17 protein-coding genes are annotated in these 19,296 nt (G+C 68.1%); 4 read left to right on the top strand and 13 right to left on the bottom strand.

Going from position 1 to position 19,296, the window contains the following annotated elements:
- Positions 1-16: 16 nt before the first annotated feature.
- The 5 genes from FHT32_RS32145 to FHT32_RS32125 all read right to left on the bottom strand — a co-directional run bounded on the left by FHT32_RS32145 (position 17) and on the right by FHT32_RS32125 (position 5,495).
- Positions 17-1,057 carry an ABC transporter ATP-binding protein gene (locus FHT32_RS32145; protein WP_176668600.1) on the bottom strand — a complete coding sequence of 347 codons (1,041 nt, stop codon included), beginning with the start codon at positions 1,055-1,057 and terminating at the stop codon, positions 17-19.
- A 167-nt stretch (positions 1,058-1,224) separates the two neighbouring features.
- A complete protein-coding gene (locus FHT32_RS32140; RefSeq protein WP_176668599.1) occupies positions 1,225-2,061 on the bottom strand; it encodes a carbohydrate ABC transporter permease in 837 nt (278 codons plus the stop codon).
- 13 nt (positions 2,062-2,074) lie between these two features.
- Positions 2,075-2,932, bottom strand: coding sequence for a carbohydrate ABC transporter permease (locus FHT32_RS32135; RefSeq protein WP_176668598.1), 858 nt, complete (start codon positions 2,930-2,932; stop codon positions 2,075-2,077).
- A 136-nt stretch (positions 2,933-3,068) separates the two neighbouring features.
- Positions 3,069-4,379, bottom strand: coding sequence for a sugar ABC transporter substrate-binding protein (locus FHT32_RS32130; protein WP_176668597.1), 1,311 nt, complete (start codon positions 4,377-4,379; stop codon positions 3,069-3,071).
- A 186-nt stretch (positions 4,380-4,565) separates the two neighbouring features.
- Positions 4,566-5,495 carry a LysR family transcriptional regulator gene (locus FHT32_RS32125; protein ID WP_176668596.1) on the bottom strand — a complete coding sequence of 310 codons (930 nt, stop codon included), beginning with the start codon at positions 5,493-5,495 and terminating at the stop codon, positions 4,566-4,568.
- Positions 5,496-5,588: 93 nt separating this feature from the next.
- Here FHT32_RS32125 and FHT32_RS32120 point away from each other — a divergent pair, with 93 nt between their 5' ends.
- Positions 5,589-6,578: a tripartite tricarboxylate transporter substrate binding protein gene (locus tag FHT32_RS32120; protein WP_176668595.1), complete on the top strand. Its 990-nt coding sequence runs from the start codon at positions 5,589-5,591 to the stop codon at positions 6,576-6,578.
- A 59-nt stretch (positions 6,579-6,637) separates the two neighbouring features.
- Positions 6,638-7,711: a 4-hydroxythreonine-4-phosphate dehydrogenase PdxA gene (locus FHT32_RS32115; RefSeq protein ID WP_176668594.1), complete on the top strand. Its 1,074-nt coding sequence runs from the start codon at positions 6,638-6,640 to the stop codon at positions 7,709-7,711.
- A 77-nt stretch (positions 7,712-7,788) separates the two neighbouring features.
- Here the strand turns inward: FHT32_RS32115 and FHT32_RS32110 are convergent, their stop codons facing one another.
- The 3 genes from FHT32_RS32110 to tal all read right to left on the bottom strand — a co-directional run bounded on the left by FHT32_RS32110 (position 7,789) and on the right by tal (position 10,773).
- Complete coding sequence (locus FHT32_RS32110; RefSeq protein ID WP_176668593.1) at positions 7,789-8,121, bottom strand: DUF805 domain-containing protein; 333 nt, start codon at positions 8,119-8,121, stop codon at positions 7,789-7,791.
- A gap of 142 nt (positions 8,122-8,263) precedes the next feature.
- Positions 8,264-9,817, bottom strand: coding sequence for a glucose-6-phosphate isomerase (pgi, locus tag FHT32_RS32105; protein WP_176668592.1), 1,554 nt, complete (start codon positions 9,815-9,817; stop codon positions 8,264-8,266).
- A gap of 2 nt (positions 9,818-9,819) precedes the next feature.
- On the bottom strand, positions 9,820-10,773 hold the full coding sequence (gene tal, locus FHT32_RS32100; RefSeq protein WP_176668591.1) for a transaldolase: 954 nt from the start codon (positions 10,771-10,773) through the stop codon (positions 9,820-9,822).
- Between the two features lie 256 nt (positions 10,774-11,029).
- On the opposite strand from tal, the gene FHT32_RS32095 reads away from it, so the two are divergent.
- A complete protein-coding gene (locus FHT32_RS32095; protein WP_218088510.1) occupies positions 11,030-11,710 on the top strand; it encodes a lipocalin family protein in 681 nt (226 codons plus the stop codon).
- Here the strand turns inward: FHT32_RS32095 and FHT32_RS32090 are convergent.
- The 4 genes from FHT32_RS32090 to FHT32_RS32075 are packed head-to-tail and all read right to left on the bottom strand — an operon-like array spanning position 11,656 to position 16,667.
- Entirely contained in the window at positions 11,656-12,318 is a 663-nt protein-coding gene (locus tag FHT32_RS32090; protein WP_176668590.1) for an HAD family phosphatase, read from the bottom strand. The genes FHT32_RS32095 and FHT32_RS32090 overlap by 55 nt on opposite strands.
- 12 nt (positions 12,319-12,330) lie before the next feature.
- Positions 12,331-13,380: an ABC transporter ATP-binding protein gene (locus tag FHT32_RS32085; protein WP_176668589.1), complete on the bottom strand. Its 1,050-nt coding sequence runs from the start codon at positions 13,378-13,380 to the stop codon at positions 12,331-12,333.
- Entirely contained in the window at positions 13,377-15,650 is a 2,274-nt protein-coding gene (locus tag FHT32_RS32080; protein ID WP_176668588.1) for an iron ABC transporter permease, read from the bottom strand. The genes FHT32_RS32085 and FHT32_RS32080 overlap by 4 nt, the downstream gene beginning before the upstream one ends.
- A complete protein-coding gene (locus tag FHT32_RS32075) occupies positions 15,651-16,667 on the bottom strand; it encodes an ABC transporter substrate-binding protein (RefSeq protein WP_176668587.1) in 1,017 nt (338 codons plus the stop codon).
- A 188-nt stretch (positions 16,668-16,855) separates the two neighbouring features.
- Between FHT32_RS32075 and zwf the strand changes: the two genes are divergently transcribed.
- Entirely contained in the window at positions 16,856-18,328 is a 1,473-nt protein-coding gene (gene zwf / locus FHT32_RS32070; RefSeq protein WP_176668586.1) for a glucose-6-phosphate dehydrogenase, read from the top strand.
- Between the two features lie 28 nt (positions 18,329-18,356).
- Here zwf and ygiD read toward each other — a convergent pair whose 3' ends face one another.
- Positions 18,357-19,265, bottom strand: a complete 909-nt coding sequence (ygiD, locus tag FHT32_RS32065; protein WP_218088509.1) for a 4,5-DOPA dioxygenase extradiol — start codon at positions 19,263-19,265, stop codon at positions 18,357-18,359.
- Between the last annotated feature and the right edge of the window lie 31 nt (positions 19,266-19,296).

The raw sequence follows: 19,296 nt of genomic DNA, 5'->3' as shown, positions 1-19,296 counted from the left end.
GGACGGAAAGTTGTTGTCACGCGAAGACCGAGCGGCCTTCGCGGTTGAAGAGATGCAGCACCGACGGATCGAGCTCCACAGCCACGTCGTCGCCGGCCTGCAGCGGCGTGCGGTCGTTCTGCCGCGCGATCAGCGGCACGCCGCCCACGTCGACGTGGATCAGCGTGTCCGCGCCCAGCGCCTCGATCAGCTCGACGCGGCCGAGCACGTCCGACACCGGCGCGCCCTGCTTCGGATGCACGCGCAGCCCCTCGGGGCGCACGCCCAGGAAGCCGTCGGCCGGCAAGCGCCCGCCGGTCGCGGCGGAGAAGGAAGGAATCGCATTCGCCGCCACCATGTTCATCGACGGCATGCCGATGAACTGCGCGACGAACTGGTTGGCCGGACGGTCGTACAGCTCCAGCGGCGTGCCGACCTGCTCGATGAGCCCGTCCTTCAGCACCACCACGCGGTCGGCCAGCGTCATGGCCTCGACCTGGTCGTGCGTCACGTAGATGGTGGTCGCGCCCAGCGCGCGGTGCAGCTTGTGGATCTCCACGCGCGTGTTGCCGCGCAGCGCGGCATCGAGGTTCGACAGCGGCTCGTCGAACAAAAACACCTTGGGCGCACGCACGATGGCGCGGCCGATGGCCACGCGCTGGCGCTGGCCGCCCGAAAGGTCCTTCGGCGTGCGGTCGAGGTACTGCGTGAGGTTCAGCGTCTTCGCCGCGTACTCGACCTTCGTCTTGATCTCGCTCTTCGAGACGCCGGCCAGCTTGAGCGCGAAGGACATGTTGTCGTACACGCTCATGTGCGGATAGAGCGCATAGCTCTGGAACACCATCGCGAGGTCGCGCTTGCCCGAGGGTGCCCAGGTGATGTCCTTGCCGTCCAGCAGCAGGTTGCCGCTGGTGATCGGCTCCAGCCCCGCGATCAGCCGCAGCAGCGTCGACTTGCCGCAGCCCGAGGGCCCGACGAAGACGATGAACTCGCCCTTCTGGATCTGCAGGTCGACGCCCTTGATGATGTTGACTTCACCAAAGCTCTTCTTGATGTTCTTGAGTTCGAGGTAGGCCATTCACGACTCCTTGATGTTTTGTGAGCGGGCAGCCGACGTGCCCACGGTGCTCGAAAGCGCACAGCGCAATCCGGGAGCTGCCGCGGAACCGGCTTTGCCGGGCCGCAGGCAGCGCCCCCTCGAGGGGGTTGGCGAAGCGACACGCAGTGCGCGAAGACTGGGGGTGTTCATTTCACGGCGCCGAAGGTCAGGCCTTGAACGAGTTGTTTCTGGCTGAACCAGCCGAACACCACGATGGGCGCAATCGCCATCAGCGAAGCGGCCGACAGCTTGGCCCAGAACAGCCCCTCGGGGCTGGAGTACGAGGCGATGAGGGTGGCCAGCGTGCCGGCCTTGGCGGAGGTGAGGTTCAGCGCCCAGAAGGCCTCGTTCCAGCTCAGCACCAGGCACAGCAGGCCTGTGGATGCGAGGCCGCCCACCGACAGCGGCATCACCACGTGGCGGAACTCGGTCCAGAGGTTGGCGCCGTCCATGCGAGCGGCCTCCAGGATCTCGGGCGGAATGTCCTTGTAGGCGCTGTAGAGCATCCACACCATGATCGGCAGGTTCGACAGCGTGAACACGATGGTCAGCGCGGTGAGCGAGTCCAGCATGCCCGCGGTCTGCGCGATCACGTAGATCGGCACCAGCGCGCCCACGGCCGGCATCATCTTGGTCGAGAGCATCCACATCAGGATGTCGCGCGTCTTCTTCGTTCGGAAGAAGGCCATCGAGTACGCGGCGGGCGCCGCGATCAGCAGGCCCAGGATGGTCGAGCCCAGGCTGGTGATGAGCGAGTTGCGCGCGTACAGCAGGTAGTCGCTGCGGCGCTGCACCTCGCCGAAGTTGTCGAGCGTGGGCTCGAAGAAGAAGAGCGGCGGCACATGGATCGCCTGCAGCTCCGTCTTGAAGGCCGTGAGGAACAGCCAGCCGAGCGGAAAGAACAGCAGCAGCGCGACGGCCCACGCGCCGACGGTGCGCAGCAGCTGCGGCAGGAAGTTGCTGGGAGCTTGTGTCTGTTGCATGGCGCGGGGCTCCTCAGTCAAGGTTCTTGCCGATGATGCGGATCAGGAACACGGCCACGATGTTGGCCAGCACCACCGCGAAGAGCGCACCCGCCGAAGCCACGCCCACGTCGAAGTTCATGAGCGACTGCTTGAAGATCATGTAGGTCATGTTCGTGCTCTCGTTGCCGGGGCCGCCGTTGGTGGTGATGGCGATCTCGGCGAACACGCTGAGCAGGAAGATCATCTCGATCATGATCACCACCGCCATGGGGCGCGCGAGGTGCGGCACGGTGAGATAGAAGAAGCGCTGGAACGCGCTCGCGCCGTCCATGCGCGCGGCCTCCATCTGCTCGCGGTCGAGCGACTGCAGCGAGGTGATGAAGATCAGGCAGGCGAAGGGCAGCCACTGCCAGGCCACCATGATGATCACCGACAGCAGCGGCACGTCGGTGAGCCAGTCGACGGGCTGGGCGCCGAAGGTGCGCCACACGTCGGCGAGCACGCCGTAGATGGGGTTCATCATCATGTGCTTCCACAGCAGCGCGTTGACCGCGGGCATGACGAAGAACGGCGAGATCAGCAGCACGCGCACGATGCCGCGCCCCGGAAAGGGCTCGTTCACCAGCAGCGCGAGCAGCACGCCGAGCACCACGGTGATCACGATCACGCTGCCGATCAAGAGCAGCGTGTTCCAGGTGGCCGGCCAGAAGTCGGGGTCGGTGATGAAGTAGTGAAAGTTCTCGATGCCCGCGAAGGTGCGCTCGCCGGGCTGCATGAGGTTGTAGTTCACGAACGAGAAGTACAACGTCATCACCAGCGGCACGATCATCCAGGCGAAGAGCGTGAGCACGGCGGGCGCCATGAGGGCGCGGGGCAGGAGTCTTTTCATTGTGTGTCCTCTCCGGGGGCTGTTGCCCCCTCTCCCGCTCGCGGGAGAGGGTTGGGGTGAGGGCATGCGGCACATGCGGTGGGCACGCCGTCCCCTCACCCTGCCCTCTCCCCGAGGGGAGAGGGAAGAAAGCGGCTTACTTGTAGTAGCCAGCCTTCTTCATTTCGCGCTCTGCGGCGTTCTGCGAAGTCTTCAGCGCCTGGTCGACAGTGACCTTGCCCGACAGCGCCGCGCTCATCTGCTGCCCCACCGCCACGCCGATCGCCTGGAACTCGGGAATCGCCGCGTACTGCACACCCACGTAAGGCGACTTCGGCAGCGTGCTGTCCGTCAGGTTCGCGCTGTCGATCGCCTTCTTCTCGGCCGCGGCGAACTTGGCGACCTTCTGGAACTCGGGGTTCGCGTAGGTCGACTTGCGCGTGCCGGTCGGCACCGAGGCCCAGCCGGTTTCCTTGGCCACGAGGGCGATGTAGTCCTTCGAAGTCGCCCACTTGATGAACTTCTGCGCCGCCTCGTCCTTGGTCGAGCTGGCCGGAATGGCGAGGTTCCACGACCACAGCCAGTTGGCGCCCTTGGGCGTAGCGGCGGTGGGCGCCTGCGCGAAGGCCACCTTGTCGGCCACCTTCGACTGCTTCGGGTCGCTGATGAACGAAGCCGCGATGGTCGCGTCCACCCACGCCGCGCACTTGCCTTCGTTGAAGAGCGCGAGGTTCTCGTTGAAGCTGTTGGCCGAGGCGCCCGGAGGGCCGTCCTTCTTCATCAGGTCGACGTAGAAGGTGATCGCGTCCTTCCAGGGCTTGGTGTCGATCTGCGGCTTCCACTGCATGTCGAACCACTGGCCGCCGTTGGTGTTGACCAGCGTGGTCAGGAAGGCCATGTTGTCGCCCCAGCCCGGCTTGCCGCGCAGGCACATGCCGTAGACGCCCGCCTTCGGGTCGTTGGCCTTGTCGGCGAACTCCTTCACCTGCGCCCAGGTGGGCTGCTCGGGGAACTTCACGCCCACCTTGTCGGCCAGGTCCTTGCGGTACATGAGCATGGAGCTCTCGCCGTAGAAGGGCGCGGCGTAGAGCTTGCCCTCGTTCGACAGGCCGTCGCGGATGGCGGGCAGCAGGTCGTCCACGTCGTAGGCGGCGTCGGTGGCAATGGGCTTGAGCCAGCCCTTCTTCGACCAGATCGGCGTCTCGTACAGGCCGATGGTCATCACGTCGAACTGGCCGCCCTTGGTGGCGATGTCGGTGGTCACGCGCTGGCGCAGCGTGCCTTCTTCCAGCGTGACCCACTTGAGCTTGATGTCGGGGTTGGCCTTCTCGAAGAAGGGGGTGAGTTTCTGCATCTCGATCATGTGGCCGTTGTTCACGGTCGCGATCACGAGTTCGGTGGCGGCCTGCGAGACGACGCCCGTACCGATCAGTGCGAGGACGAGGCCCGCTTTCAGAAAACGCTTCATGTTGTCTCCTAGAGGAAGTGAGCGACGCCCTCTTTCTGTCTGTCGGGTCGCCGTGCCGCGAATTCTGGAGAAGCGTGCCTGCGGTTTTGGTACTGGGGCCGCCATCACCAGTACTTTCATGCATCGATTGGCTAGTGAAATCCCTAGTCGATGCAATACAGCATGGAAATCCGCAAGCCAAAGGCCTCAGGCGCTGCCCAGCAGCTGCCGCCGCAGCTGCGCCGCCGCGGGCGACAGCGCCCGGTCGGTGCGGGTGATCAGGCAGATCGGCGGCACCCGCACCGGCAGTTCCACCGGCACCACCCGCAGCACGCCCAGGCGGGCGTAGTGGCCGGCCTGCGAGGCGGGCATGACGGCCGCCATGTCGGAGTTCTCCAGCAGCGCGGTGATGGCGATGGGCGATGCCGTTTCGATGATGTCGAGCCGGTCGGCAATGCCCGCCTCGCGCATCGCCGCCTCGAAGCGCCCGCGCTGCGGCGAGCCCGGCGGCTGCAGCACCCACGACCAGCCCGCCATCTCGGCCAGCGTGACGTTGCCGCGCTCGAACACCGGATGGGCGGCGCGCACCACCACCACCTGCGACTCGCCCAAGAGCGGCACGCTCGCGTACTTCGCCTCGTCGTGGCCGTCGGTGAGGCGGCCCAGAACGAAATCGACGTCGCCCTGCTCCAGCTGCGCCTGGATCACGTCGCTGGTCTCGACCACCACCGACACCGCCACCTGCGGGTGCCTGCGGTGGTACTCCACCAGCGCTGGCGCCAGCAGCTGCGGCACCGCCCCGGGCACGCTGCCCACGCGCAGCGCGCCGCTCAGGCCCGAGCGCAGCGCCAGCATCTCCTCGCGAGCGGTGCCGAAGTCGCTGAGCACGCGGCGCGCGTAGCGGATCAGGATCTCGCCGTAGGGCGTGGGCTCCATGCCGCGCGCCAGGCGCTCGAAGAGCTTCTCGCCCAGCGAGTCCTCCAGCTGCTGGAGCAGCTTGGTGGCCGCCGGCTGGCTGATGTTCATGGCCTCGGCCGCCCGGCCCAGGTGGCGATGGGCGTCGAGCCGGGCCAGCAGCAGCAGCTGGCGCGGCCGCACGAGGAGCATCAGCGAGGCGTCGGAGGGGCCTTGGGTCATGTACAAAAGTATATGAAGCCCCGACCTTTTTCGATTGGATCGCGCGGGCGTTGCTCCGTACGCTTGCCTCACTACAAGCAGGAGACAAACCCGATGAAGCCTTCTTTTCTCGCCCACGCCGCAAGGCTGGCAGGGCTGGCGGCCATGGCATTGCTGGCGGCCGCACCGGCCGGCGCGCAGCAGCCGACCTACCCCGACAAGCCCATGCGCATCATGGTCGGCGCCTCGCCCGGCGGCGGCACCGACATCCTCGCGCGCGTGCTGGCCGACAAGTTCTCGCCCGCGCTCAAGCAGCCGGTGGTGGTGGAGAACCGGCCGGGCGCATCCAACACCATCGCCGGCGAGCTCACCGCCCGCGCGCCGGCCGACGGCGCCACGCTGCTGCTGGCCACCAACACGGCGCAGGCGGTGGCGCCGCACATCCTCAAGCTCAAGTACGACCCGCTCAAGGACCTGCAGCCCGTGGGCCTGGTGGCCGTGATGCCCAACGTGCTGGTGGTGTCCGCCAACTCGCCCTACAGGTCGGTGAAGGACCTGGTGGCGGCCATGGCCGCGAAGCCCGGCAGCTTCAAGTACTCCTCTTCGGGCATCGGCAGCACGCAGCATGTGGGCGGCGAGGCCTTCAATCTGGCCACGGGCATGAAGTCGATCCACGTGCCCTACAAGGGCAGCTCGCAGGCGCACGTCGACATCATCGCGGGCGAGGTCGACATGATGTTCGACAGCACCTCCTCGGCCATGGGCCAGATCAAGGCCGGCAAGTTCCGCGCGCTGGCCGTGAGCGCGCCGCAGCGCTCGCCCGAACTGCCCGACGTGCCCACGCTGGCCGAGCAAGGCATCAAGGGCGCCGACGTGTCGACCTGGTACGGCCTCTACGTCACGGCCGGCACACCGCGCCCCGCGGTGGAGCGGCTGAGCGCCGAGCTCTCGCGCACGCTGAAGCTGGCCGACGTGCAGACGCGCATCAAGGCCCTGGGCGGCGAGCCCGGCGGACTGACCGGCGAACCCTTCGCGGCGATGAACCGGCAGGAGTTCGACCACTACGGCCAGCTCGTGCGCGACGCCAACATCAAGGCCGAATGAGGCGGCCGGCTGGCTTTCTTTCTCTCTCTTCTCTTCTTCAACCGCACCCGACCGACACCATGTCCCCTTCCTCCTCCCAGACTCCAGGCGTGACTTCCGCCAAGCCCCGCATCGCCGTGCTGCTCGGCGACCCGAGCGGCATCGGCCCCGAGATGGCGGTGAAGCTGCTCGCGCGGCAGCGCAACCTCGACGCCGCGCGCGTGCTGCTGATCGCCGACCCGGTCGTGCTCGCGTCCGGCGAGCGCATCGCGGGCGAAAAGCTGAGCCCGCTGCGGGTGGACAGCCTCGACGCAATGCGCTTCGAGGACGGCCGCCCCACCCTGCTCGCCAGGGACTGGATGGAGGGCCGCGAGCCGCTGCTCGGCGAATCGAACGGACACTCGGGCCGGGCCTCATTCGAGGCGCTGGAGCTGGCCACGCTGGCGGTTCGGCGCGGGCAGGCCGAGGGCATCCTCTTCGCGCCGCTCAACAAGCACTCCCTGCGCCTGGGCGGCCTGGTGCACGAGGACGAGCTGCGCTACATGCAGGAGCGCTTCGCGGTGGAAGGCTTCGTCTGCGAGTTCAACCTCACCGGCTCGCTGTGGACCTCGCGCGTGACCTCGCACATTCCGCTGAAGGACGTGGCCAGCCACATCACGGTGCAGGGCGTGAGCGACGCGGTGAAGATCATCGCCAATGCCCTGCAGCGCGCAGGCGTGGCGCAGCCGCGCATCGCGGTGACGGGGCTCAATCCGCACGCGGGCGACGGCGGCTCCATCGGCATGGAGGAGATCGAGATCATCGCGCCCGCCATCGAGCAGCTGCGCGCCGAGGGCCTCGATGCACGCGGCCCCTTCTCGCCCGACACGGTGTTCATTGGCGCGCGGCGCGGCGACGTGGATGCGGTGGTGTCGATGTACCACGACCAGGGCCAGATCGCGATGAAGCTCATGGGCTTCGAGCAGGGCGTGACGCTGCACGGCGGCCTGCCGGTGCCGGTGGCCACCTCGGCCAGCGGCAGCGCCTTCGACATCGCGGGCAAGGGCATCGCGAAGATCGAGGGGCTGCAGCAGGCCTTCGACCTGTGCGTGCGCATGGCGAGCGGCGCGCCGGCGCACACCGCCGCGCAAACGGCGGCGGAGGCCGCGGCCTGAACCTCGACCGCAGGCACTACCGCCCCAAAGGAAAAGGGCCGCTCGCGCGGCCCTTTCTTCTCTTCTTCTTTTGAAACTCAGGCGGCCGGCGGCTCGCCGTAGTTGTTCGATTCCGGCTGCGTCGGCTGCACGTAGAAGTAGATCAGCACGAGGTTGACGAGCGGAATGAGGGCCAGCAGCAGGAACCAGCCGCTCTTGCCAATGTCGTGCAGGCGGCGTGCCCCGACGGCCAGCGCCGGCAGCAGCAGCCCGAGCGCCGCGATGCCGTACACGAAGCGATGGATCAGGCTCGCCACGATGAGAACGACGAGCTGCGCGAGCACGAACCACCAGAACTCGGAGCGCGATGCGCGCCCCGTGAAGTCCGCATACTTGCTCAGACATGTCTTGACTGCTGTTTGAAAATCCATTGATCGACTCCTCTTTGTGTTGGTCCCAGGGAAATTTCCCCGGGCCATCATATCGACGCGTCTTTCAACGGCAAATACAGCCGTAAGCCATAGCCCGGCTTAAAACAAAAGGCTCCGAAAAGCCTTTGCTGCAGCCCTCGGATCAGCTTGCGAGCCGCTTCAGCAGGCCCGCGGTGGAGGCATCGAGCCCCGTGACGTCGCCCGATGCGAGGCGCGGTTCGATGTCCTTGGCCAGCACCTTGCCGAGTTCCACGCCCCACTGGTCGAAGCTGTTGATGCCCCACAGCGCGCCGCTGGTGAACACGCGGTGCTCGTACATCGCGAGGAAGGCACCCAGCGCCTCGGGCGTGAGCTTCTCGAACACGAAGAAGGTGCTCGGCCGGTTGCCGGGGAAGTTCTTGTGGCCGCCCTCGTCGAGCTTGCCGACCATCAGCGCCTGCGCCTGCGCGAGCGCATTGGCCAGCAGCTTCGGGTGATGGCCTTCGAGGTCGTGCGAGGCATCGCGCACCGCCACGAACTCGAGCGGCGTCACGTCGGTGCCCTGGTGCAGCATCTGGAAGTAGGCGTGCTGGCCATTGGTGCCGGGCTCGCCCCACAGCACCGGCGAGGTGCCGAAGGCCAGCGGCTTGCCGTCTGCATCCACCTGCTTGCCGTTGCTCTCCATCTCGAGCTGCTGCAGGTAGGCGGGCACGCGCTTCAAGGCGCTGTGGTACGGCGCGATGCTGCGGCTGGTGAACTTGTGGAAGTTGCGATACCAGACGTCGAGCAGGCCGAGGCGCACCGGCAGGTTGCGCTCCAGCGGCGCGGTGCGGAAGTGCTCGTCCATCGCATGCGCGCCCGCCAGCAGCCTGCGGAAGCCCTCCGCGCCGATGGCCAGCGCAATGGGCAGGCCGATGGCCGACCACAGCGAATAGCGTCCGCCCACCCAGTCCCAGAAGCCGAAGGTGGTGTCGATGCCGAACTTCTTCGCGGCTTCCACGTTGGTGGTGAGCGCGGCGAAGTGGCCCGCGATGTCGGTGCCGCCCGACTGTTCGTACCAGCGCTTGGCCGACTGCGCGTTGGTCATCGTCTCGGCGGTGGTGAAAGTCTTCGAGGCGATGAGGAACAGCGTGTGCTCCGGCGCCAGCCCCTGCAGCACGCCGGCCAGTTCGTGGCCGTCGACGTTCGAGACGAAGTGGAAGCGCTTGCCCGGCGCGGCGAACTCGGCCAGCGCCAGCACCGCCATCTGCGGGCCGAGGTCGGAGCCGCCGATGCCGATGTTGACCACGTCGGTGATCGTGTGGTCGGCGCGCACCTTCTCCGCATAGGCCAGCATCGCGTCGAGCGTGGCATGCACCTCGCGCAGCTCGCTGGCCGTCTTCGGGCCCGTGGGCGCATCGGCCGGCGCGCGCAGCAGCGTGTGCAGCACGGCGCGGTCTTCGGTGTTGTTGATGTGCTCGCCGGCGAACATGGCGTCGCGGTGCGCCTCCAGGCCGCATTCGCGGGCCAGCTTGAAGAGCAGTTCCTCGGTGCGCGCGTCGATCAGGCTCTTCGACAGGTCGGCGAAGACGTGGGGCGCCTCCTGGCTGAAGCGCTCGAAGCGGCCGGCGTCTTCCACGAAGGCATGGCGCAGGTCGAACTGGCGGCCCGCGGTCTCGAAGGCGGACTGCAGTTGCGCCCAGGCCGGCGCGCGGTCGCAGCGAAGGGTCATGGCCATCTTTACTTGCCGCTTTCCTGCATGAGCTTCTCGAGCTTCACGGCGTCGGCCGCGAAGGCGCGGATGCCTTCGGCCAGCTTCTCGGTGGCCATGGCGTCTTCATTCAGCGCAAAGCGGAAGCCCGCCTCGTCGTAGCTGACCTTGGCGACGTCGGCGCCGGTGGACTTGGGGTCGAGCGCGCGCTGCAGCGGCTCGTTGCTCGCGGCCAGCTCGGCCAGCAGCTCGGGGCTGATGGTCAGCAGGTCGCAGCCGGCCAGCGCCTTGATCTGGCCCACGTTGCGGAAGCTCGCGCCCATCACCTCGGTCTTGACGCCGTGCTGCTTGTAGTACCCGTAGATCTGGCGCACCGACTTCACGCCGGGGTCGTTGGCACCGGCGTTCGCGGATTCGTCCCAGCTGGAGCCGGCGGACTTCTTGTACCAGTCGTAGATGCGGCCCACGAAGGGCGAGATCAGCTGCACGCCAGCCGCGCCGCAGGCCACGGCCTGCGCGAAGGAGAACAGCAGCGTCAGGTTGGTGCGGATGCCCTTCTGCTCAAGCTGGCGCGCGGCCTCGATGCCTTCCCAGGTGGAGGCCACCTTGATGAGCAGGCGCTTCTCGGTGTCGATGCCTTCGGCCTTGTACAGCGCCACGATGCGCTCACCGCGCGCGATGGTCGCGGCCGTGTCGAAGGACAGGCGGGCGTCGACCTCGGTGGAGACGCGGCCCGGAATGATGGAGAGGATCTCGGTGCCGAAGCTCACCAGCAGGCGGTCGATGACCTCGTCGAGCGGCTTGCCTGCGTGCTTCTTCACGGTCTCGTCGAGCAGAGGCCGGTACTCGGGCTTCTGCACGGCCTTGAGGATCAGCGACGGGTTGGTGGTCGCGTCCTGCGGCTTGGAAATGCTGAGCTGTTTGAAGTCACCGGTGTCGGCGACGACGGTGGTCCACTGGCGGAGTGCATCGAGTTGGTTCATGAAATCATTATCCTGTGCCGGTTGTGACAAGACCTGCACGCAGTTGCGCGCCGGCCGATGCTTTCATGCGCACCGTAGCACGGGTTTCAACGCGGCTCCATCAGCCTGCGGCCGGTGGGGTTGTCGGACCCTCCCGGCCCATCTTCCCGGCCCCCGTGCCCTACAGCGCCTGTGGTCCGCGGCTTACGGTCGCGCACGCCTGCGATGGCTAGCCTGAGGCCTACGCCGAATGTCTTCATCCTCCAGGAGTGCCTCAATGACCCCACGCCCGCGCACCGGCGCCACATCCGTCCAGCCTTTCGATGACCGCCGCACCGGCAACGCGATAGGGGCGATGGCCACGGCCTTTGTCGTCGGAGGGGTGGCCGCGTGGTTCACGATGGGCGCGGCGCGCAGCGCTGCCCGCTCGCGCCTGGCGAGGCCGGCCGGCCCGGCCGACGGCGCGCCGCTGATGCGCGCCCCGCTGCAGGTGGTGGCGCCGGTCGACCTGGAGCGCTATGCGGGCCTCTGGCACGAGCAGGCACGCCTGCCGAACCGCTTCCAGAAGCAGTGCGCCGGCCCCGTGACGGCCGAATACACGCTGCAATCTGACGGCACTGTGCAGGTGCGCAACCGCTGCGTCAGGGAGGACGGGAATTTCGACGAGGCCGTCGGCACCGCCCGCGTGGTGCCCGTGGCGGGCCAGCCCGGCGCGGGCCGTCTGGAGGTGCGATTCGCCCCGGCGTGGCTGGGCTGGCTGCCCATGGTCTGGGGCGACTACTGGATCCTGAAGCTCGACCGCGACTACCAGGTGTCGCTGGTCGGCACGCCCGACCGCGAATACCTCTGGGTGCTGTCGCGCGCCCCGCGCCTGGAAGACGCGGTGCTGCAGGCCGAACTGGACTACGCCCGCAGCCTGGGGTTCGACACCGGCAAGGTGATACTGACCGGCAGGTAGCGCTGCAGCTGCGACGGCAGCATGGCCGGCGCGGTGCAGTGGATGGCCTGCCAGCCGAAGGCCCGTGCAGCCTCCACGTTGGCGGCGGAATCGTCGATGAATACGGTCTGCGCCGGATCGAGGCTGTAGCGCATCGCCAGCACTTCGTAGATCTCGCGCTCGGGCTTGAGGAACTTCACGTCGCCCGAGAACACGCCGCCGTCGAAGCGCCCCATGAAGGCGTGCCGGCGTTCGATGGCACGGGCATAGGGCGCGGGCATGTTCGACAGGTAGTACAGGCGCACCGGCTGGCCGGCATCGCGGTGCGAAATCAGCTGCTCGAGCATCTCGACCGTGACGCCGATCGGCTCCAGCCGCTCGCCCAGCCCGTCGAGCATGGCGAACAACGGCTCGGGCGGCAGCGCCAGCCGGGCCGACATGCGGGCAATGGAATCGTCCAGCGTGCGGGTGCCGCAGTCGAAGCTGGTCCAGTCGTCGTGATGGAAGAGCGCGCGGCCCATGGCCGCCGCGGCGGCTTCAGTGGGTGCGTGTGGGGCGAGATGGGCCTGTACCAGCCGGGTGGGCTCCCATGCGAACAGCACGGCGCCCAGGTCGAAAACCACGTTCATGGCGCCATTGTTTCATGCGCCCGGCACCACGCTCACGCCATGGGCTCCCAGGGACAGGGTGGCCTGGGCCCCGGCCGCCAGCGGGCTGGACAGGTCGGTCGACACCACGAAGACCTGCCCCAGGGTGGTGTCGAAGCCGTATTCGTAGAAGCTGCCGAGGTAGGCCGACTTGCGCAGCGTGGCGGGCAGGCCGCCCGTGGCGTCGGCGGCGCCGATCCGCCAGGCCTCCGGCCGTACCGCCACCTTCACCGTGCCGGGTGCCACCGCGTAGCGCGGCTGCAGGCGCAGCGGGCCCAGCGCCACGCTGCCGTCGGCCTCGGCCACCGCCGGGAACACCATCGCCTCGCCCATGAAGCCGGCGACGAATTCGCTCTCGGGACGGCCGTAGAGCTGCTCGGGCGTGCCGCGCTGGGCGATCACGCCGTGGTCCATCACGATGATCTGGTCGCTCACCGCCAGCGCCTCGCTCTGGTCGTGCGTGACGTAGGCCACCGTGAGCTTCAGCCGCTGCTGCAGCGCGCGGATCTCCTCGCGCATCTCGCGGCGCAGCCGGGCGTCGAGGTTCGACAGCGGCTCGTCGAAGAGCAGCACCGCCGGCTCCAGCACTAGCGCGCGCGCCAGCGCCACCCTCTGCTGCTGGCCGCCGGAGAGTTCGCTGGGCAGCCGCTCGTCGAAGCCGACCAGCCCCACGCCGCGCAGCGCCTCGCGCGCCCGCGCCGCGGCCTCGTCCTTCTTCACGCCGCTCATGCGCAGCCCGTAGGCTACGTTCTCGATCACGTTCATGTGCGGGAACAGCGCGTAGCTCTGGAACATCATGCTCACGTTGCGCTCGGCCGGCCCCAGCGTGGTGACGTCGCGCCCGCCCATCAGGATCGAGCCCGAGGTGGGCGACTCGAGCCCCGCGATCATGCGCAGCGTGGTCGTCTTGCCGCAGCCCGAGGGGCCGAGGATGGTGGTGAGCGTGCCCACGGGCACCTCGAAGCTGATGCCCTTGACGGCCAGGGGTGCGTTCTTGTCTGCGCCGTAGCGCTTGGTGACATTGCGGAATTCGATGCCGTTCATGGTGCCAAGCTTTCCATTTTGTGATGCCCCTGGTGTCCGGTCGCCGCCCCGCGCCGCCCCAGCTTGCGCTCCCCTACCACCCACTGCACCAGCGCGATGGCCAGCGACATCAGGATCATCAGCACCGTGCAGTAGGCCAGCGCGATGCCGTAGTCGCCGTTGCCCACGCGGCCGATGATGTAGGTGGTGGCGAGCTCGTTCTCGGCCGTGACCAGGAAGATCACCGCGCTCACCGTCGTCATCGCGCGCACGAAGCTGTAGACCAGCGCGGCCACCAGCGCCGGCTTGAGCAGCGGCAGCACCACCCTGAAGAGCGTCTGCGAGGTCGACGCGCGCAGCATCAGCGAGGCTTCGTCGAGCGAGCGGTCGAGCTGCTTGAATGCCGCGGTGCCGGCGCGCACGCCCACCGGCAGGTTCCGGAACATGAAGCACAGCACGATGATGAGCCCCGTGCCCGTGAGCTCGAAGGGCGGCACGTTGAAGGCCAGGATGTAGCTCACGCCGAGCACGGTGCCGGGAATCGCGAAGGCCAGCAGCGCGCCGAACTCGAAGAGGCCCTGCCCCCTGAACTCGTTGCGTGCCAGCAGCCAGGCGATCAACAGGCCCAGCGCCGCGGTGATCGGCGCCGAGATGCCCGCCAGCTTCAGCGTGGTGATCAGCGAGTTCCACGCGGTGCCGGCCCACACCAGCCCGAACTGCCCCCATTCGAGCGAGAACGCCGTCTTGAAGTGGTTGAGCGTGAAGGTGTAGTCGCGGCCCCAGGTCTGCACGAAGCCGCCCGCGAAGGCGAACAGGTAGACCACGGCGGTGAACGCGATCCACGGCCCGGCGATGCACAGGATGGTGCGGCGCACGCCGTCGGGCAGCGCCATCGGGATGCCGGCGTCGCCCTTGCCGCTGACGGTGGTGTAGTTCTGCTTTCCCAGCAGGCCGCGCTGCAGCGCGAACACGCCGAGCGCGAACAGCGTGAGCACCCAGGCCAGCGAGGCGGCGCGGCCCTGGTCGTACTGCGCGCCGACGATGGCGAAGAAGATGTCGGTCGACAGCACCGAGAACTGCCCGCCCACCACCACCGGGTTGCCGAAGTCCGCGATGCTTTCGATGAAGCCCACCAGGAAGGCGTTGGCCAGCCCGGGCTTCAGCAGCGGCAGCGTGATGGTGAAGAAGGCCCGGCGACGGTCGGCGCGCAGCATCTGCGCGGCCTCCTCCAGGCTGGGCGCGATGCCCTGCACCACGCCGCGCATGATCATGAAGGCGATGGGCGTGAAGGCGAAGAGCTGCGCCACCAGCACGCCCGGCATGCCGTAGAACCAGCGCGTGGGCTCGATGCCGAACACGCTCTCCAGCACCTGGTTGACGATGCCCGCGCGGCCGAACAGCAGGATCAGCCCCAGCCCCACCACGAAGGGTGGCGTGATGATCGGCAGCAGCGCCAGCACCCGCAGCGCGCCCTGCCCGCGCTTGCTGCCGCGCTCGGCCATCAGCGCCATCAGCGTGCCGAGGAAGGTGGTGCCCGCCGCCGTGAGCAGCGCCAGCACCAGCGTGTTCCAGGCCACGCCGCAGCGCACTCCACCCGCGAGGCAGCCCAGGCCCCAGATGCGCTCGGTGAACACGCGGGCGACGAAGGCGGCGACCGACCACTGTCCGTCTTCGTTGAAGAACGCGCCCGACAGCGCCTTGCTCACCGGGTAGGCGATGAACAGCGCCATCAGCACGCCGCAGCCGACGACCGCCGCCGAGACGAACAGGTCGCCCTTGAAGAGTCCCAGCCGCGCGATGCCGAAGGCCGCCAGCAGCACCAGCGCAGTGAGCGCCACGAAGCCGCCCGCGCCGATGCCGAACTGGTTGACCGCCAGCTCGCCGAACTGCGCGTTGAGCGCCGCCACGCTCCAGCCGCGCGCACCGATGGTGAATCCGGTGACGGCAAGCCCGAGCGCGCCGATCAGCCCGCCAGCGAGCAGCCAGCGCCCCTGCGCCCTGCCGGCCGGAAGCCACGCGCCCACGGCGCACAGCAGCAATCCGGCGAGCCCGACGAAGAGCCAGCTGCGGCCCTGCGTGGCAGCCTGCATCAGGCCGTTGGCGCCCTCCGCCTGGCTGAACACCTGCGGAACGGCCTCGTACCAGGTCGAGTCCTGGATCGCATACCAGGGCAGCAGCAGGTAGGCCGCCAGGCCCAGCGCGACCCACGCCCAGATCCAGCGCCGCGAGCGCCGGGCCGCCGCCAGCGACGCCGGGTTGACCGGCGCGCCTTCGATAGCACGCGCTTCCACTTAGCGCGGCAGCGAGTTGACGTCTTTCTCCCAGCGCGCGATCAGGCGCCGACGCTCGGCGCTGGCGCCGTACTTGGCGTAGTCGTAGTTGATGAACTTGATCTTCTTGAAGTCAGGGATGCGCGGGTCGAGCTTGGCGTTCACGTTGCTCGGCAGCTGGAACTGCTTGTTGGCCGCGCCCAGCTCCTGCGCGGCGGGCGTCAGTGCCCACTCGTAGAACTTCTTGGCCGCGTCGAGGTTGCGCGCGCCCTTGACGATGCTCATGGAGCCGATCTCGGCACCGGTGCCGTCGCTGGGGGTGATGGTCTCGACCGGGAAGCCCTGCATCTTTTCGCCCGGGCCGTCGTGCACGAAGCTGATCGACACGGCCGTCTCGCCACGCGCCACAGCCTTGATCGGGCCGGTGCCCGAACGGGTGTACTGGCCGACGTTCCTGTGCAACGCCTTGAGGTAGTCGAAGGCCTTGTCCTCGCCCATGAGCTGCACCAGCGTGGCGATCATGGTGTAGGCCGTGCCGCTGGAGGCAGGGTTGGCCACCTGGATGTCGCCCTTGTACTCGGGCTTGAGCAGGTCGGCCCAGGTCTTGGGCACGGGCAGCTTCTTCTTGGCCAGCAGCTCGGGGTTGTAGCCGAAGCCCAGCGGGCCCGAGTAGATGCCCACCGTCTTGTAGCCCGACTGCTTGGCCTGCTGCTGCGCCCACGGGTGCAGCTGCGGCAGCGTGGGCGACTTGTATTCGAGCGTGAGACCCTGCTCGGCGGCCTGCAGGTGCGGGTCGCCGGTGCCGCCGAACCAGACGTCGGTCTTGGGGTTGTCCTTCTCGGCGATCAGCTGGGCCAGGGCCTCGCCCGAGCCCTTGAGCGCCATGTTGATGCGCACGCCGGTGGTGCGGGCGTAGACGGTGGCGATCACGTTGCACCATTCGGCCTGGACCGAGCAGATCACGTTGACGGTCTGGGCCGAGGCCGCGGCCGAAAGGCCCAGCAGTGCCGCGGCGGTAAGAATCTTGCTTTTGTTCATGGTGTATCTCTTCCTCTGTCCTGCTCCGGGCAATAAAAAAGGCCTCGCGGCCATCGGGCAGCGTAGCTTTAGTACAGGCCTCGCGAATCCGTACAAGTACCATCGTGGCTGGCGCAGTCGCCTTTGAGACCAGGGTTGCGACCAAGGTCGCCTGGCCAGGCATTCAGACAAGGAAGGAAAGTTTTCTCATGAGCTTCGATCTCGTTCTGTTCGGCGGTACTGGCGATCTCGCGTGGCGCAAGCTGATGCCCGCGCTGTTCCAGGCCTTCCGGCACGGCAGCCTGCCTCCCGACGGGCGCATCGTCGGCGTGGCGCGGGACGACCTGTCGGACGACCAGTACCGGGAGCTGATCCAGTCGCGCTTCAGCGCCGTCGAAGGCGCCAAGCGCCCCTCGCCGGAGGAATTCAAGAAGTTCGCCTCCATGCTGCACTACCTGCGCATGGACCTTTCCAAGCCCGACGACTACGCCCGCCTGGCCGGCCTGCTCAACCAGCGCGACGCCAAGACGGTCGTGATGTACGTGGCCACCGCCCCCGCCCTCTTCACCCAGGTGGTCGAGCAGATCGCCGCGGCCGGCCTGAACGGCCCGCGCACCCGCATCGTGCTGGAGAAGCCGCTGGGCCACGACCTGGCCTCCAACCGCGCCATCAACTCCGCCGTGGGCAAGGTGCTCGAGGAGAAGCAGGTCTTCCGCATCGACCACTACCTCGGCAAGCCCTCGGTTCAGAACCTGTTCGCGATGCGCTTCGGCAATGCGCTGTTCGAGCCGATCTGGCGCCGTGAGCACATCGCCAACATCCAGATCACCATCGCGGAAGACCTGGGCGTGGAAAAGCGCGGCGCCTTCTACGACCAGACCGGCGCGCTGCGCGACATGGTGCAGAACCACGCGCTGCAGCTGCTGTGCGCCGTGGCCATGGAGCCGCCCATCAACGCGCACGCCGACGCCATCCGCGACGAGAAGCTCAAGGTGCTGCGCGCGCTGAAGCCCTGGACGCCCGAAAGCCTGGGCCTGCACGCGGTGCGCGGCCAGTACACGGCCGGCACGGCCTACGGCGAGCGGGTGCAGGGCTACCGCGACGAGCCGGGCGTGAGCCCCGACAGCCGCACCGAAACCTTCGTGGCGCTGCGCACCGAGATCGCCAACTGGCGCTGGGCCGGCGTGCCCTTCTACATCCGCACCGGCAAGCGGCTGGCCTCGCGCGACGCGCGCATCGAGGTCAACTTCCGCCCCACGCCGCACGCCATCTACCGCGCGCCGGCCGGCAACGTCAACAAGCTGGTGATCAACCTGCAGCCCAAGGACGGGCTGGAGCTGCACATGCTCGCGCAGGCGCAGGACAACCGCCAGCGCAGCAACGGCAACCAGAGCTCTGCCGCCCAGCTGGCGCCGGTGCAGCTCGACCTCGACTTCGACAAGCGCTTCGGCTCCGAGCGCGTCGGCGCCTACGAGCGGCTGCTGCTGGACGTGATCGACGGCCGGCTCAACCTCTTCGTGCGCAGCGACGAACAGGAAGAGGCATGGCGCTGGGTCGAGCCGCTGATCGACAGCTGGGAATCGGACGGCGGCCCGCGCCCCTACGCGGCCGGCACCTGGGGGCCGAGCGCATCGAGCGCGATGATCGCGCGCGACGGCTTCTCCTGGGGCGAGGAGCAGTAAGCCCTGCCCTCACCCGCTCCGGGCCTGCTCAGCCGAACTGCAGGCAACGCATGCTGAGCGTGCCCGACTGGAACCCCTCGTAGACCGTCTTCGCGCGCTCGCTGCTGCCGGCGGCGCCCAGCGCGTAGAGGAACGGGTAGTAGTGATCGGGCGTCGCCACCGCGGTCGATGCGCCTTCCAGCTTGGCGTAGTCGACCAGCGCGCGGTCGTCGCGGCCCGCGAGCGCCGACTTCACCGCATCGTCGAACGACTGCGCCCACGGCCGGCTGGCACTCGGGCCGTCCGGCGTTCCGCGGTCGGTGGCGCGCAGGTTGTGGACCACGTTGCCGCTGCCCATCACCAGCACACCCTTGTCGCGCAGCGCGGCCAGGTCGCGCCCCACCGCGTAGTGGAAGGCGGCGGGCTTGTCGTAGTCGATGCTGAGCTGGAACACCGGAACGTCGGCCTTGGGGTAGAGGTGCTTCAGCACCGTCCACGTGCCGTGGTCCAGGCCCCACTGGTCAGTGGCGATAACCGGCGTCTGCTTCACCGCCCCGACGGTCTCGCGGGCGAAGGCCGGATGGCCCGGCGCCGGGTATTCGATGTCGAACAGCGCCTGCGGAAAACCGCCGAAGTCGTGGATCGTCTTCGGCCGCTCCTGGATGCCGACGCCGGTGGCGCCGCGGCTCAGCCAGTGCGCCGAGACGCTGAGGATCGCCGACGGCCGCGGCAGCTCCCTGCCCCAGGCTGCCAGCCGGCGCGTGAAGGCGTTGTCGGTGATGGCGTTCATCGGCGAGCCATGGCCGATGAAGATCACCGGCATGCGCCGCGTGGGCGCTCCCGCGGCGTGCACGCTGCTGGCCAGCGAGGCCAGCACCGCGGTCGCGCCGAGCGCGGTACCCATCAGGAAGCCGCGGCGGCCGATGTCGGAGGTAGCGAGGGTCGTCGTCAGTGGCATGGCGGCACTCTGCAGCAGTTCCGCAGGCGCG

The organism is Variovorax sp. SG517 (genome assembly GCF_013376045.1).
GTDB lineage: Bacteria > Pseudomonadota > Gammaproteobacteria > Burkholderiales > Burkholderiaceae_C > Variovorax.
This window is presented reverse-complemented; position numbering and strand designations above follow the sequence as displayed.